The 13,925-nt window shown below is 66.8% G+C and carries 14 protein-coding genes and 1 other RNA gene; 5 read left to right on the top strand and 10 right to left on the bottom strand.

Going from position 1 to position 13,925, the window contains the following annotated elements; all coding sequences use genetic code 11:
- The first annotated feature begins 53 nt into the window (after positions 1-53).
- Entirely contained in the window at positions 54-935 is an 882-nt protein-coding gene (locus PVZ72_RS23330) for a glycine betaine ABC transporter substrate-binding protein (protein ID WP_273863113.1), read from the top strand.
- A gap of 58 nt (positions 936-993) precedes the next feature.
- Here the strand turns inward: PVZ72_RS23330 and PVZ72_RS23325 are convergent, their stop codons facing one another.
- The 3 genes from PVZ72_RS23325 to PVZ72_RS23315 all read right to left on the bottom strand — a co-directional run bounded on the left by PVZ72_RS23325 (position 994) and on the right by PVZ72_RS23315 (position 3,944).
- Positions 994-2,523, bottom strand: a complete 1,530-nt coding sequence (locus PVZ72_RS23325; RefSeq protein WP_273863112.1) for an apoptosis inducing factor family protein — start codon at positions 2,521-2,523, stop codon at positions 994-996.
- An 81-nt stretch (positions 2,524-2,604) separates the two neighbouring features.
- Entirely contained in the window at positions 2,605-3,519 is a 915-nt protein-coding gene (locus PVZ72_RS23320) for a cation diffusion facilitator family transporter (protein WP_187981210.1), read from the bottom strand.
- Positions 3,519-3,944: a hypothetical protein gene (locus PVZ72_RS23315; RefSeq protein WP_017639149.1), complete on the bottom strand. Its 426-nt coding sequence runs from the start codon at positions 3,942-3,944 to the stop codon at positions 3,519-3,521. Before PVZ72_RS23315 ends, PVZ72_RS23320 begins: the two co-directional genes overlap by 1 nt.
- Positions 3,945-4,071: 127 nt before the next feature.
- Between PVZ72_RS23315 and PVZ72_RS23310 the strand changes: the two genes are divergently transcribed.
- A non-coding RNA gene (locus PVZ72_RS23310) (sX9 sRNA) lies at positions 4,072-4,147 on the top strand.
- Between the two features lie 43 nt (positions 4,148-4,190).
- A complete protein-coding gene (gene hrpB / locus PVZ72_RS23305; protein WP_273863111.1) occupies positions 4,191-6,695 on the top strand; it encodes an ATP-dependent helicase HrpB in 2,505 nt (834 codons plus the stop codon).
- Positions 6,696-6,759: 64 nt separating this feature from the next.
- Here the strand turns inward: hrpB and PVZ72_RS23300 are convergent, their stop codons facing one another.
- Positions 6,760-7,263 carry an Lrp/AsnC family transcriptional regulator gene (locus PVZ72_RS23300; protein ID WP_133862081.1) on the bottom strand — a complete coding sequence of 168 codons (504 nt, stop codon included), beginning with the start codon at positions 7,261-7,263 and terminating at the stop codon, positions 6,760-6,762.
- Between the two features lie 138 nt (positions 7,264-7,401).
- Between PVZ72_RS23300 and PVZ72_RS23295 the strand changes: the two genes are divergently transcribed.
- Positions 7,402-8,337 (top strand): DMT family transporter, encoded by a 936-nt coding sequence (locus PVZ72_RS23295; protein ID WP_273863110.1) that lies wholly within the window; start codon positions 7,402-7,404, stop codon positions 8,335-8,337.
- An 83-nt stretch (positions 8,338-8,420) separates the two neighbouring features.
- Here PVZ72_RS23295 and PVZ72_RS23290 read toward each other — a convergent pair whose 3' ends face one another.
- The gene (locus PVZ72_RS23290) at positions 8,421-9,161 is read right to left on the bottom strand and encodes an NPP1 family protein (protein WP_273863108.1); all 741 of its coding nucleotides are present in this window, start codon (positions 9,159-9,161) and stop codon (positions 8,421-8,423) included.
- Positions 9,162-9,512: 351 nt separating this feature from the next.
- On the opposite strand from PVZ72_RS23290, the gene PVZ72_RS23285 reads away from it, so the two are divergent.
- On the top strand, positions 9,513-9,941 hold the full coding sequence (locus PVZ72_RS23285; RefSeq protein WP_273863107.1) for a pyridoxamine 5'-phosphate oxidase family protein: 429 nt from the start codon (positions 9,513-9,515) through the stop codon (positions 9,939-9,941).
- 138 nt (positions 9,942-10,079) lie between these two features.
- Here PVZ72_RS23285 and PVZ72_RS23280 read toward each other — a convergent pair whose 3' ends face one another.
- Genes PVZ72_RS23280 through PVZ72_RS23260 form a run of 5 tightly spaced genes read right to left on the bottom strand, consistent with a single transcriptional unit; the run spans position 10,080 to position 13,920 of the window.
- On the bottom strand, positions 10,080-11,285 hold the full coding sequence (locus PVZ72_RS23280; protein WP_273863106.1) for an amino acid deaminase: 1,206 nt from the start codon (positions 11,283-11,285) through the stop codon (positions 10,080-10,082).
- Positions 11,282-12,055 carry an IclR family transcriptional regulator gene (locus PVZ72_RS23275; RefSeq protein WP_273863105.1) on the bottom strand — a complete coding sequence of 258 codons (774 nt, stop codon included), beginning with the start codon at positions 12,053-12,055 and terminating at the stop codon, positions 11,282-11,284. Before PVZ72_RS23275 ends, PVZ72_RS23280 begins: the two co-directional genes overlap by 4 nt.
- Positions 12,056-12,069: 14 nt before the next feature.
- Positions 12,070-12,456, bottom strand: coding sequence for a RidA family protein (locus tag PVZ72_RS23270; RefSeq protein ID WP_273863104.1), 387 nt, complete (start codon positions 12,454-12,456; stop codon positions 12,070-12,072).
- Between the two features lie 28 nt (positions 12,457-12,484).
- Positions 12,485-13,261, bottom strand: coding sequence for an amino acid ABC transporter ATP-binding protein (locus tag PVZ72_RS23265; RefSeq protein ID WP_273863103.1), 777 nt, complete (start codon positions 13,259-13,261; stop codon positions 12,485-12,487).
- Complete coding sequence (locus tag PVZ72_RS23260) at positions 13,258-13,920, bottom strand: amino acid ABC transporter permease (protein ID WP_273863102.1); 663 nt, start codon at positions 13,918-13,920, stop codon at positions 13,258-13,260. The genes PVZ72_RS23265 and PVZ72_RS23260 overlap by 4 nt, the downstream gene beginning before the upstream one ends.
- Positions 13,921-13,925: the final 5 nt, after the last annotated feature.

The raw sequence follows: 13,925 nt of genomic DNA, 5'->3' as shown, positions 1-13,925 counted from the left end.
TCGCCTTGAGACTGCCAGCAACAACAACACTACAAACGCCGGAGATAGAGCTGATGAATGTCGTACAGAACATGAAGCGCAAGGTGCTGGGTCTGGTCGCCGTGGTGGGCCTGACGATCGCCAGCCAGGTAGTCCAGGCCGCCCAGGGACCGGTCCGCATTGGCTGGGTCAACTGGTCGGACGCGGAAATCACCGCGAAGCTTGCCCAGGTCGCCATCGAAGACCAGCTGAAGTTGCCGGTGAAGCTGGTGCAGGCTGACATCGGCATCCAGTTCCAGGCCATGGCCAATGGCAGTATCGATCTCATTCCCATGGTCTGGTTACCCACCACCCATGCGGTGTTCGTCGACAAGCACAAGGACCGGCTCACCGATCTGGGCGTGCTCTACGAGGGCAAGCTGGGCATGGCGGTGCCGGAGTCCGTTCCCCAGAGCGAACTCTCCAGTATCGAGGACCTGAAGAAGCCGGAAGTGCGAGCCAAGCTCGACGGCAAGATCCTTTCCTCGGAAGTCGGCAATGGCCAGTACAAGCTGACCGAGAAGGCCTTCGACGTCTATCAGCTCAAGGGCTACAAGATCGTCGCTTCGTCCGAAGTCGGCATGCTCACCGAGATGGATCGCAATCTGAAGCGCGGCAAGTGGTCGGTGATCAATGCCTGGAGTCCGCACTGGATGTTTTCCAAGTGGAAGCTGCGCTATCTCGACGATCCCAAGGGGGTCTTCGGTACAGCGGAGCAGATCCATGCCATGGCGCGCAAGGAATTTCCTGCCGAGTACCCGCAGGTCGCCACCTTCTTTGCCCACTACCACCTGCCGGCCGGCGACTTGCAGCAGCTGATGCTCCAGGCGCGTGACAGTTCCGCCGACAAGGTCGTGGCCGACTACTACGCGGCCCACAAGCAGCTGTTTGCCGACATGTTCAACGCAAAGAACTGAGACGCCACGGACCGACCGGAACGCCCCTGTCCCGCAGGTGCGTCCGGGTCGTTCCCGCTCAGGACGTTGCCAGGACGTCCATGGCACGTGCGCGCGACAGTGGCTGGCGCATGAGCTGGCTCAGCACCGCGGTGGCGCGCTCACGCTGGCAAGCCACGACGCCGACCACCCGGTCTTCGGCCAGCAGCAGGGCGACGAAGGTCTGGTCGCCCAGGCTGCCGTCGAGGTGCATGTCGTCCCACTGGCGGGGATGACCGAGGTATTCGTAGCGCTTGCCGTGATGCAGGGTCCAGAAGAAGGGCACGTCCGCGTAGCGTTCGGCGTGGCCGAGCAGATTGTGCGCCGCCAGGCGGCCGTGTTGCTGGGCCAGGCGCCAGTGTTCGATGCGGGTGGGTTGGCCGGCATGGGGAAAGGTGGCCAGATCGCCGACGGCGTAGAGGCCCGCGGCGGCCTGGAGCTGGGTATCCACCGGGACGCTACCGTCTTCGGCCAGGGGCAGATTGGCCAAGAAGGCGGTCGCCGGGGCGATGCCGGTACCCACCAGGACCAGGTCGGCGGGCAGGTGGGTACCGTCCTTGAGGCTGACCTGGCGCACCTGGTCGTCGCCGGCAAAGCCCACCACCTCGCTGGGAGCATGGAAGGTCACGCCATTGGCTTCATGCAGGGTCTTGAAATGCTGGCCGAGGGTCTCGCCCATCTGCTTGACGAAGGGCAGGGAAGCGGGGGCGACCACGTCCACCGCCAGGCCCTGCTTGCGCAGGGCGGAGGCGGCTTCCAGGCCGATGAAGCTGGCGCCGACGATCACCACGCGGCCTTCTTCAGGCAGATTGGCCAGGATGGCGGCCGCGTCGGCGCGGGTCCGCAGCAGGTGGACGCCCTTGAGCTCGGCACCGGGCACGTCAAGGGGCCTGGGTTCGCCGCCGGTGGCGAGCACGCAGCCGTCGTAGTTCAGGGTCTGGCCGTTGGCGAGTTCCAGCTGGCGGACCTGGGGATCCAGGCGCGTCACCTCGACGTGCAGGCGTTCGATGCGCTGCTGGCGGAAGAAGTCGGCCTCGCGCAGCGGTGGAGCTTCATCGGGGGCCTTGTCGCCCTGGAGGACGAATTTGGACAGGGCGGTCCGGTCATAGGGTTCACCCGGTTCGCGGCCGATCAGCAGCAGGCGGCCGCCAAAGCCGAATTCTCGCAGGGCCGCCGCTACGGCGGTGCCCGCGGCGCCCGCACCGATGACGATGAACAGGCGATCGTCGGACTGGGGCTCCGCCGTCTGCGCGGGCAGGGGCTCGGTCCCGACCAGCACCTCGCCGTCGCGCACGTCCACCGGATAGCGTTGCAAGGCATCCAGCGCCGGTGGTTCGCAGAGGTGGCCATCGTCGACGGCGAAACTCGCCTTGTGCCAGGGACAGACCAGGCGGCCCTGGCAGACCGCGCCCTCGGCCAGCGGCGCGCCGGCATGGGGGCACTGCGCCTGGAAGGCACGTACCTCGTCACCGACGCGCAGCAGCAGGATTGCGGTGCCTTCGATCTCGACCGCGGTACCGCGGTCTTCGCGCAGGTCGGCAAGGTGCGCGACCGGGTGCATGGTTTTCATGGTGGACTCCGGCGCCGTCTGGGGCGCTCTCTCGAATCAGGCTCAGCAGATTCGAGAGAGCGCAGCGGCGCCGGGTTCCGCTCAGGGGGCGGGCGGCAACGGATGACGGTGCGGAACGTCGGGTGCGTCCAGCGGATCGGCGTGGACCAGCACCTCGGCCTGGGGATACTCGGCGCGGATGGCGGCTTCCACCTCATCGCACAGCACATGGGCACGGGACAGGCTCATCTCGCCCGGCAGCTCCAGGTGCAGTTGCACGAACCAGTGATTGCCGGAGAGGCGGGTGCGCAGGTCATGGGCACCTTCCACCCCCGGAACCTGGCAGGCCAGCTGCAGCATGTGCTCGCTGATGTCGGCGGGCAGTTCCTGGTCCATCAGCACGCCAAAGGAGTCGCGGGCGATGCCGTAGGCGCTCCAGAGGATGTAGAGGGCGATGGCCAGGCCGAACAGCGGATCCAGCCAGTACCAGCCGAAGCCGGTCAGCGCCAGGGCGATCAGGATGCCGACATTGAGCAGCAGGTCGGAGCGATAGTGCAGGGCGTCGGCGCGGACCACCGTGGAGTCGGTGAGGCGGATGACGTGCTGCTGGTAGGCCACCAGCACGGCGGTCAGGGCCAGGGAAAACAGGGTGACGGCGATGCCCAGGGCATGGGCACCCAGGGGTTCGGGTTGCTGCAGCCGCCCGATGGCCTGCCAGGCGATGAGCACGGCGCTGACGCCGATGAAGACCGCCTGGGCGATGCCGGCCAGGGACTCGGCCTTGCCATGGCCATAGCGGTGGTCGTCGTCCGCCGGCTTGAGGGCGTAGTGCACCGCCAGCAGGTTGAACACCGAGGCCAGGCCATCGAGCAGCGAGTCGGTCAGGCCGGCGAGCAGGCTGACCGAGCCGCTGAACCACCAGGCCACGGCCTTGGCCAGGATCAGCGTCGTCGCCACCGCCACCGAGGCGGCAGTGGCGCGACGCAGGAGCCGCTCGGTGCCGTGCGGGTCGCTCATCAGGCGCGCGGGGCGAGGCCCAGGCTGGCGAGCTGCTCGTTGCTGCCGCTGCGCTGCAGCAGGCGCGGATCGTCCAGCGGCAGGTTGTGGCCGGTGGCCTGCTGGATGATGGCCTTGAGGCGCGCGCGATCGACGCTGCCATCCGGGTTGACCGCCTTGTTCAGCTCGCTGGGATCGACCTCGGCGCGCTTGTTGTCGGGCAGGTAGATGGCGCCGGTGGCGAAGTCCACGCCAAAGGCGATCAGGCCGGGAATGATGTAGAACAGCAGGCCGATGGCATCGAGGGCGACGATGCCCGGATCGATCCGGCCACTGCCGGTGATCTGGCCGCGGCGCTCGGGATAGAACAGCGAACCGCAAGCGGTCAGCTGGGTGAACAGGGCTGCGGCGAGGACGCCACACACCGCGCGGGTACGCATCGACATAGACAACCTCCGGTTGGATGAGGCCGCCACTATAGCGGCCGGAATCACGGCGGGCGAGACGCTTTAGAGCGACAAACAAAACTACTGCGCGTCTGCCATACAGACGCGTGCAGTGCTCGGAATCCTCATGTACCACTCGTACACTGCGGTTCCTGCGCGCCGCGCGAACCTGCCTGACAGCCGCTCGCTACATTTTGTTAGCCGCTCTTATACTGCCCGCCCCGTTGAGACCACCGGCCGTGCCCAATGACGCCCTTGCCCATCGATGTTGTCCTGCCCGAGCTGCGCCAGGCCCTCGCCCACCGCGATGACTGCGTGCTGGAAGCGCCGCCGGGGGCCGGCAAGACCACCCGGGTGCCCCTGGCGTTGTTGCATGAGCCCTGGCTGGCCGGTCAGCGCATCCTGCTGCTGGAACCGCGCCGGCTGGCGGCGCGCGCCGCCGCCGAGCGCCTGGCCGCGGAGCTGGGCGAAGACGTTGGCGAGACGGTGGGCTATCGCATCCGCCTGGAAAGCCGGGTGGGCCCGCGCACCCGCATCGAGGTGGTCACCGAGGGCATCCTCACCCGACGGCTGCAGGACGATCCGGCGCTGGAGGGCGTCGGCCTGGTGATCTTCGACGAATTCCACGAGCGCAGCCTGGACGCCGACCTGGCCCTGGCGCTGACCCTGAGCGGCCGCGAGCTGCTGCGTGACACCCCGCTCAAGCTGCTGGTGATGTCGGCCACCCTGGAAGGCGAACGCCTGGCTGCCTTGCTGGGCGGAGCGCCGGTGGTGCGCAGCGAGGGGCGCATGTTTCCGGTGACGACCCGCTGGAGCCGACCGCTCGGCCAGGACGAACGCCTGGAGGCGCGGGTGGCCGCCACGGTGCTGCAGGCACTGGACGAGGAGACCGGCAGCCTGCTGGTCTTTCTGCCCGGCCAGGCGGAGATCCGCCGCACTGCCGAGCGCCTGGCGGAGCAACTGCCCGCGGGGGTATTGCTCTGTCCGCTGCACGGCGAGCTGGAGCTGGCCGCCCAGCGCGCGGCCATCGAGCCGGCGCCGGCGGGTACGCGCAAGGTGGTGCTGGCCACCAACATCGCCGAGACCAGCCTGACCATCGAAGGGGTGCGGGTGGTGGTGGACGCGGGCCTTGCGCGCGTGCCGGCCTTCGATCCCGGCAGCGGCATGACCCGCCTGACCACCCGCCGCATCTCCCGTGCCTCGGCGACCCAGCGCCAGGGTCGCGCCGGCCGCCTGGAACCGGGGGTCTGCTATCGACTCTGGTCGGAAGAGCTGCATCAGCAGCTGCCGGCCTATGACAGCGCCGAGATCCTCCAGGCCGATCTGGCCGGTCTGGCCCTGCAACTGGCGCGCTGGGGCATGAGCGCCGAGGAGCTGGCCTGGCTCGATCCCCCGCCCGCTGCCGCCCTCGCCCAGGCCCGCGATCTGCTGCTGCGGTTGGGCGCCCTGGACGACCAGGGCGTGCTCACGCCTCACGGCCAGGCCATGAGCGGCCTGCCGGCCCATCCGCGGCTGGCCCACCTGCTGTTGCGCGGTCAGGCCTGGGGCCTGGCCGAGCGTGCCTGCGAGATCGCCGCGCTGCTGGGCGAGCGCGACCTGACCCCGGGGCAGGGCGCCGATCTGCACACCCGTCTCCTGCTGCTGGCGGGCGAAGGCCGGGGGCCGCGCGGCGGCGTGGCGCGCATTCGTCAGCTGATCCGCCAGTATCGCGGCCTGTTGCGCGGCCCGGCCGGGCAGCCGGTGGCCGATCCCGAGCATCCGCGCTGGACCGGCGCTTTGCTGGCCTGCGCCTATCCGGATCGCATCGCCCAGCAGCGCAAGGCCGGCGGCCAGGACTATCGCCTGGCCAATGGCCGGGCCGCCAGCTTTGGCGAGCCGGATGGGCTGATGAAATCGCCCTGGCTGGTGGTGGCCGACCTGGGCAGTCGCCAGGGGCAGCGCGAAGAGCGCATCTACCTCGCCGCCGAACTGGATCCGGCGCTGTTCGAAGGGCCGCTGGCCGAGCAGGTGGTGAGTCACGACGAACTGGACTGGGATGAACGCGAGGGGGTGCTGCGTGCGGAACGCCAGCGGCGGATCGGCCAACTGGTGCTGAGTCGCGAGCCGCTGAAGAATCTGGACGCCGCCGCCCGCAGCCGGGCGCTGCTCGGGCTGGTGCGGCGCAAGGGCCTGGAGTTGCTGCCCTGGACGCCGGACTTGCGCCAGTGGCAGGCGCGGGTGGCGCTGCTGCGCCAGCTGGACCTGCAGCAGAAGCAGACGAGCGACTGGCCGGATGTGAGCGACGCCGCCCTGCTGGTCAGCCTGGAAGACTGGCTGCTGCCCTATCTGGAGCGCGTCACCCGGCTGGCCCACTTCGCCACTCTGGACCTGGCCGCCATGCTGCAGGGCCTGCTGCCCTGGCCGCTGCCGCGGCAATTGGACGAGCTGGCGCCGCGCAGCCTGGCGGTGCCCTCCGGTTCCAGCATCCGCCTGGACTACAGCGAGCAGCCGCCGGTGCTGGCGGTACGGCTGCAGGAGCTGTTCGGCCTGGCCGACACCCCGCGCCTCGCCGGTGGACGACTGGCGGTCAAGCTGCACCTGCTCTCGCCCGCGCGGCGACCGGTGCAGGTCACCCAGGACCTGGCCAGTTTCTGGGCCAATACCTATGGCGAGGTGAAGAAGGATCTCAAGGGTCGCTATCCCAAGCACTACTGGCCGGACGATCCCTTGATCGCCGAACCCACGGCGCGAGCCAAGCCGCGGGGAACCTGACCGAAGCCCCGAGCGGAACCGCCTGGACGTAGGCCCGACCTGACTGGCCTGGCGTTCCGCACGCTCAACCGTTGCTGCCGGCCGGACGCTTTCGCAGATGATTGGTGGGCAGGGCCGTGGTGTATTTCACCTGGCTCAGGGCAAAGCTCGATCTGATGCTGGCCACGACGGGGATGGACGTCAGGCAGTCGAGCAGGAGCGTCTGGTATTTGCTCAGGTCTTCGCTCACCACCCGCAACATGAAGTCCGCCTCGCCGCTCATGAGGTAGCACTCCATCACTTCCGGGCGCTCCTTGATCGCATTGGTGAAGATCTCCAGGGACTGCTTGTCCTGAAGCTTGAGCGACACATGCACGAAGACGTTGATGGCCAGGTTGAGCGCTGCCGGATCGACCAGTGTCACGGCGCCGCGCAGGACGCCACGCTCCTTCATTTCCGCAACGCGTCGCCAGCAGGGTGAAGCGGAAAGGCCCACGATGTCGGCCAGCTCCGCATTGCTGAGCTCCGCATTTTCCTGAAGCGCGTCGAGGATACGCAGGCTGGCCTCATCGAGCGTCGCTCGGCTCATGGTGAGATTTTCCTATGTTGTTCATTTTGTGGGTAGAACTTACCCATCTTCTATTTTTAGAGGAACAGATAGGTGCGTTTTTTCGCTGGTATCGCCGCATCATGACCCTGGGCAATCTGCTTGCGACAGGGTGGCACCATGAGCGTTTCAATCCAGCATCTGGCGAAAAGCCGCATCAAGGGCCGGGGCATCTCCTCCACCTACCTGTGCCTGGGACTCATGGTGCTGCTGTGGGGCAGTAGCTGGCCGGTGACGAAGCTTGCCCTGCACAGCGTGCCGCCGCTCTGGCTGGCGACCCTCAGATTCGCCAGTGCCGCGCTCTGCCTGTTCGCCTATCTCGGCGTGCGCGGGCAACTCAGGCGGCCCACCCGGCAGGACCTGCCCATCGTCGCCAGCGTGGGCCTGTTGCAGATGATGACCTTTACCGGACTCGGCATGGTGGCGATGGTGCATGTCGACACCAGCAAGGCCGTGCTCCTGGCCTACACCACGCCACTGTGGTGCGTGGTCGTGGCCTGGGTGCTGTTTCGTGAAGCGCCGACCCGGCTGCAGCTTGCCGGGCTGCTGGTGGGGATGGCGGGCGTCGTCGCGGTCTGCTCCCCTGGAGAGCTCGACTGGACGCAGCAGGACACCCTCGTGGGGGCGGCCTTCCTGCTGCTGGCGGCGGTGAGCTGGGCGTTCGTCATCCTGCATGTGAAGCGCCACCGCTGGGTAACCCCGGCCCTGCTCCTGGCGCCCTGGCAGATGCTGTTGGCAACCATCCCCCTGGCGATTGCCGCCTGCCTCGTCGAGGGGCCGCCGATCGCCATCGTCTGGGATCGAACGCTGGTCGAGGCACTGTTGTTCATCGGTCCGATCGCGACGTCGGCCTGCTTCGTCATCTCGGCGGAGCATGGGCGGAGGATCTCCACGTTCGGCATGTCGAATTTCACCCTGGGGGTGCCACTCGTGGGTACCGCCTTCTCCTGTCTGGCGTTTGGAGCGACCGTCTCCCCGCTGTTTCTCACCGGGCTCGGTCTGGTGATCCTGGGGGTCGGGGTCTCGGCCCTGGCTACGCGGACCGGGCGTCGCTAGCGGGGTGTCTCCGCAGTCGCCAGCACATCGTTGGCTGGACGCCTGCGGCCAGGCAGCCAGGGAGCCCCAGCTACCCCACAGGGTCACTGGGTCTGCCAGGCCTTCTGCAGGTTGGACCAGAAGGCCCCGCCATCCTTGAAGGGTACGTTTGCCGCGCCAAAGTCATAGCTGTTCAGGGTGTTCTTGGCGGGTACCGGCATCCGGCTCCAGCTGATCAGTGGCTGGCTGCGCCCCATGTCGTTGGTGGCATCGGGGGAGTGGTCGGCGAAGCCCTTGTAGGTCGCATGATAGGTGACCTTGGGATGGACGCCCTGGGCAAGATAACCGCTGCGACCTCTCCAGATGGGGGGATTGAAATTCACCTGGTATTTGCCGTGGGTGGAATAGTCTATCTTCAATATGGGCGAGCCGACTTTGCACTCATTGGTCCAGACGACGATATCTTCCCAGTCATGGCGATGACCGCCGGCGGCGCCCAGATAGTTCGGCGGCTGATCCTTGGGGAAATACCAGGAATACATGATCGCGCAGTGTTTGAAGTATTCGGCCATGCGCGAATAGACCTGGCCATTGGTGCCGCGACAATGTCCATCCGGAGCGCCCGAGGGATGCAGGCCGCCGCTGACATTGCCCGCGGAATCCACCGCCGGATAGTTGTTGCAGGAGTCCGGACCGTCGGCAATCATCGGCTGATAGTAGTATTCGACGGCGGTGGCGTCGGCACGGATCTGTTGTACCTGATCGTGGTTGATAACGGCGGCGAATACCGGTGACGTCAGGCAGAGTGTCGTGGATACCATCAATAGCGAGATCTTACTGCTCATGAAGAATCTCTCCGCTAAGTAGTAGGGCTGGCGTTCATTCGAAGGCGTGGTGCTTGCCGAAAGTTGCTGTATCGGCAACCAAGTCGAACTTGGTCCGCTGGGATTTTTCCTGGCGCTCTTGTTGGTTTTATTTAACGGCGGTGACACTTGAATGGCAGGTGCGGCCGAAGACAGGGAGCGTTGGCGTAAGGCGACAGGGGGATAACCGATCTGAATGAGTGCAGGTCATTTCCACTGAACGCCCTCCGTCCGAAAAGCCCGGTCGCGGCCGCTGCGCCGGAACCAAGCGGCCGCCGCCCCCGGTCTGAATGCAGACGGGCACTGCCTGCCCGCCCAACCGGAGCGACCCCCATGGCCGACAAGACCCTGCACGACCTTTCCAAAGCGATGCGCGATCTGGATTTCTGCATGCTGACCACCGGCACCGGGCGTTTGACCAGCCGGCCGATGAGCAACAACGGCGACGTCGAATATGACGGGGACTCCTGGTTCTATGCCTACGAGGACTCGGCCAAGATCCGCGACATCGAGCAGGATCCGGCGGTGGGGCTGAGCTTCAGCGAGGGCAAGAGTCTGCTCGGCAAGCCTGGCATCTTCATCGGCATCGAGGGGCATGCCGAGCTGATCCGCGACAAGGCGCAATTCGAGGCTCACTGGACCAAGAGTCTGGACCGCTGGTTTCCCCAGGGTACCGACACGCCCGGCATGATCCTCATCAAGGTGCATGCCGAGCGCGTTCGTTACTGGGATGGGGAGGAAGAGGGCGAGCTGCGCCCCTAGGCTTTGTCTGAAAGGTGCCTGCACTCGGTCATGCTGCGTTAAAAATCTGTTCGGAATGCTCATTTACCATTCGTAAACTCCGCTTCCTCACAGATTTTTGCCTTGCCTGACCCTCGTTCGACGACCTTTCAAACAAGCCTAAAAGCAGGTCGCGAAGGTCTCCACGACCTGCAGACCTTCGACGATGCAGCCCTGGCGCCACTTGTCGAAGGTCAGGCAGGGGTGGGAGGTGCCCAGGGCGATGATGTCGCCGATGGCCAGCGCTGTCCCCGGGGCCACCACCATGAAGGCGTGCTGGTCCATGATGGCCGTGACCGTGCAGCCGCTGACGTCTACGGCGTCGGCAGCGGTCTGGTCCGGTCGGTAGCGGCGCAGTGGCAGCGGCAGGCCGGCATCGTGGGCGATGTCGCGCTTGCCTAGCGCCAGGATGGCGAAACCGGGTTCGGGCATGGACTGTACATGCGCCCAGACCTCCAGCGCCGGTTGCAGGCCCTCGTTCAGACCGGTGCGGGCCAGGACGCCACACTGGGCATCGCGATAGATCCCGTGGTCATGGACCACATAGCTGCCGGGGCGCATGACGGCAAGAAAACGCTCGCGCACTTCCAGCTGGTCGAAGGCGGCGGCGATCAGGTCGTACCAGGCCGAACCCGAGGCGGTGACGATGGGGCGGTCGAGGGCGAAGGCGCCCTGGCCGCGCAATTCCTCCGCCAGGCGCACCAGGGAATCGGCGAAGGCGCGGATGTCGGTGGCCGCCTCGGCGCCATGGATCACCCCCTCGTAGCCTTCGATGCCGGTCAGGTGCAGCGCCGGTTGCCCGGCGATGGCGCGGGCCAGTTCACGCACCTCGGCTTCGCTGCGGCAACCGCAACGGCCGCCAGGTACGCCGTATTCGATCATCACCTGCAGCGCCAGGCCGCGTGCGCCAAAGAAGACACCCAGGGCGGTGACCTGGTCAGGATGATCCACCAGGCAATGGAAGTCGAAGTCCGGATCGGCGGTGAGCAATTCGGCGATCAGCGCCATGTTCGGCGCGCCCACCAGCTGATTGGCCATCAGTACCCGGCGCACGCCATGGGCCTGGGCGGCGCGGGTCTGCACCGCGGTGGCCAGGGTCATGCCCCAGGCACCCGCGGCCAGTTGTCGCTGGAACAGCGCCGGCGCCATGCTGGTCTTGCCGTGAGGCGCCAGTTCGGCACCGCGCTCGCTGGCGAAGGCCTGCATCCAGGCGATGTTGTGGTCGAGTGCGTCCTGGTGGATGACCAGGGCGGGCAGGGCGATGTCGCTGAGCAGGCTGGCGCCAGGACTGGCGGCGCCTTTCTCGGGGGCGTTGAGAGGGGTCATGGATTCTCCTGGCCGCCCAGGCGCTGGGACAGGCGGCGGGCGCTGTCGACCAGCACCTGGCGGTACTCGGCATGGTGGGCCTGGGCGTCGGCGCGGGGCGCCACGATGCACAGGGTGGCGATGCTCAGGCCGCTGGCGTCCTGCACCGGGGCGGCGAAGCAGTGGGTGTAGGTGTCGGCGATGCTGTCGAAGGAAAAGAAGCCTGCGGCGCAGGCGCTGCGGATCTCGGCGATAAAGGTCGCCGGGGCCAGGCGGCTGCCGTCGGGCAGGATGAAGTCGTCCGGATCGATCAGGGCGAGGATCTCGGCATCGCTCAGATGACCGAGCAGCAGTCGTCCGGAAGCGGTCCAGGGAATGGGCGCGTCCTCGCCGACATTGGACGAGATACGAAAGGCGCGGGCGCCTTCCTTCATCAGCGAGACGGTGTACTTGCGGCCGTTGAGCTGGCACAGCTGGGCGGTCTCGCGGGTCTGGGCGACGATGTCGTCCAAGAGCAGCCCGGCCTCGCGGGCCAGATCGAAGTGGCGCAGGTGCGCCTGGCCGAGAAAGTACAGCTCGCGGCCCAGGTAGACCTGACCGTCGTGGCCCACGGCATCGAGCATGTGCCGCTCCAGCAACAGGCCGACCAGGTCGTAGACGGTGGACTTGGGAATGCCCAGGCCGGCGGCGATCTCGTTGGGTCGCAGCGGCCGACCCACCCGCTTGAGGTGATCGAGGATATCGAAGGCGCGGTCCAGGCCGCGGGCGCGCTGGCGGGTAGGTTCGGTCATGGCTCCGGGTTGTCTCAGCTCTTGGGTTTGTAGGCGATGCAGTCGATCTCGACCTTGCAGTCCACCATCATGGAGGATTGCACGCAGGCGCGCGCCGGGGCGTTGCCGGCGAAGTACTCGGCGAACACCTTGTTGAAGCTCCAGAAGTCGCGCGGATCGTCCAGCCAGACGCCGGCGCGCACCACGTGTTCCAGACCGTAGCCGGCTTCGTGGAGGATGGCGATCAGATTCTGCATGGTCTTGTGGGTCTGGGCGACGATGCCGCCGTCGATGATCTCGCCATTCTCCATGGCCACCTGGCCGGAGACGTGCAGCCAGCCATCGGCTTCCACCGCGCGGGCGAAGGGCAGGGGTTGGCCACCTGCGCCGCGTTCGCCGGCGCCGTATCGAGTGATGCTCATAAGGTTGCTCCTGTTACGGGGGAAGGATTCAGAAAGAGGTCCGGCCGAGGAATTCGGCGAGACGGGTGGAGCGCGGCCGCTCGAACAGCTCGCGGGGCGGACCCTGCTCCTCGATGCGGCCCTGGCTCATGAAGACGATGCGATCGGACACCTCGTAGGCGAATCTCATCTCGTGGGTCACCAGCAGCATGGTCATGCCGTCCTGGGCCAGGTCCTTGATCACCGCCAGCACCTCGCCGACCAGCTCCGGGTCCAGCGCCGAGGTGGGTTCGTCGAACAGCATCAGACTGGGATTCATGGCGATGGCGCGGGCGATGGCCACCCGCTGCTGCTGCCCGCCGGAAAGCTGGCCGGGATGATAATCGCGGCGCTCGATCAGGCCGACCCGGCGCAGCCACTGCTCGCCGATGGCCACGGCTTCGTCCTTGCCCATCTTCTTGACCTTGCGCAGGCCGAGGGTGACGTTTTCCAGGGCGGTGAGGTGGGGAAACAGATTGAATTGCTGGAAGGCCATGCCGGTGAGCGAGCGCTGGCGGGCGATCTCGCGCTCTGGCAGGCGCTGGCGGCGACCGCCTTCCTCGCGATAGCCGATGGCCTCGCCGGCCAGCCGGATGCTACCGCCCTGGAAGTCTTCCAGCAGGTTGACGCAGCGCAGCAGGGTGGTCTTGCCCGAGCCGCTGGAGCCGATCAGGGTGACCACGTCGCCGCGATCCAGGGACAGGTCGATGCCCTTGAGCACCTCCACGGCGCCAAAGCTCTTGTGCAGGTCATTGATGCTCAGCAGGGGGACGTTGGAATCGGTCATGGCAGGGTCACCCGTTTTTCCAGATAGCGGCCGAGCCGCTCGATGGCGAAGTTGATGAGAAAGAACAGCAGCCCGGCGAACAGATAGAACTGCAGGGTCATGAAGGTGCGGGCGATGACCTGCTGGCTGCTCAGGAGCAACTCGGCCACGCCGATCACCGAGAGCAGGGTGGAGGCCTTGACGATCTCGGTGGAGGCGTTGACCCAGGTCGGCAGGATCTGGCGCAGCGCCTGGGGCAGGAGCACCTCCTTGAGACTCTGGGCGAAGGTCAGGCCGATGGCCTTGGCCGCCTCGTGCTGGCCACGCGGAATGGCCTGCAGGGCGCCGCGGACGATCTCCGCCACATGAGAGCCGCAGAACAGCAGCAGCGCCGCGGTGCCGGCCTGGAAGGGCGTGGGCCGCAGGCCCAGGGCCGGTGCCATGTAGTAGCAGGCCAGCACCAGCACGAACACCGGGGTACCCCGGATCAGGTCGGAATAGATGCGGAACGGCAGGCGCAGCGGCCAGCGCCCGTAGGTCAGCGCCAGGCCGCCGAGGGTACCGAGCAGGGTGCCGCCCAGTACCGCCAGCACGGAGCAGGCCAGGGTGGTGGCGAAACCGGCGGCCAGGGTCTGGCGGGCGTTCCACAATTCCAGGAACCAGGAAGGGGCTTCGTACACGATCG

It is taken from the genome of Pseudomonas sp. LA5 (assembly GCF_028640825.1).
GTDB lineage: Bacteria > Pseudomonadota > Gammaproteobacteria > Pseudomonadales > Pseudomonadaceae > Chryseomonas > Chryseomonas aestiva.
This window is presented reverse-complemented; position numbering and strand designations above follow the sequence as displayed.

Coding starts and splice junctions, on each gene's coding strand:
- PVZ72_RS23330 (WP_273863113.1), top strand. CDS start 54: ATGAATGTCGTACAGAACATGAAGCGCAAGGTGCTGGGTCTGGTCGCC.
- PVZ72_RS23325 (WP_273863112.1), bottom strand. CDS start 2,523: ATGAAAACCATGCACCCGGTCGCGCACCTTGCCGACCTGCGCGAAGAC.
- PVZ72_RS23320 (WP_187981210.1), bottom strand. CDS start 3,519: ATGAGCGACCCGCACGGCACCGAGCGGCTCCTGCGTCGCGCCACTGCC.
- PVZ72_RS23315 (WP_017639149.1), bottom strand. CDS start 3,944: ATGTCGATGCGTACCCGCGCGGTGTGTGGCGTCCTCGCCGCAGCCCTG.
- hrpB (WP_273863111.1), top strand. CDS start 4,191: ATGACGCCCTTGCCCATCGATGTTGTCCTGCCCGAGCTGCGCCAGGCC.
- PVZ72_RS23300 (WP_133862081.1), bottom strand. CDS start 7,263: ATGAGCCGAGCGACGCTCGATGAGGCCAGCCTGCGTATCCTCGACGCG.
- PVZ72_RS23295 (WP_273863110.1), top strand. CDS start 7,402: ATGAGCGTTTCAATCCAGCATCTGGCGAAAAGCCGCATCAAGGGCCGG.
- PVZ72_RS23290 (WP_273863108.1), bottom strand. CDS start 9,161: ATGAGCAGTAAGATCTCGCTATTGATGGTATCCACGACACTCTGCCTG.
- PVZ72_RS23285 (WP_273863107.1), top strand. CDS start 9,513: ATGGCCGACAAGACCCTGCACGACCTTTCCAAAGCGATGCGCGATCTG.
- PVZ72_RS23280 (WP_273863106.1), bottom strand. CDS start 11,285: ATGACCCCTCTCAACGCCCCCGAGAAAGGCGCCGCCAGTCCTGGCGCC.
- PVZ72_RS23275 (WP_273863105.1), bottom strand. CDS start 12,055: ATGACCGAACCTACCCGCCAGCGCGCCCGCGGCCTGGACCGCGCCTTC.
- PVZ72_RS23270 (WP_273863104.1), bottom strand. CDS start 12,456: ATGAGCATCACTCGATACGGCGCCGGCGAACGCGGCGCAGGTGGCCAA.
- PVZ72_RS23265 (WP_273863103.1), bottom strand. CDS start 13,261: ATGACCGATTCCAACGTCCCCCTGCTGAGCATCAATGACCTGCACAAG.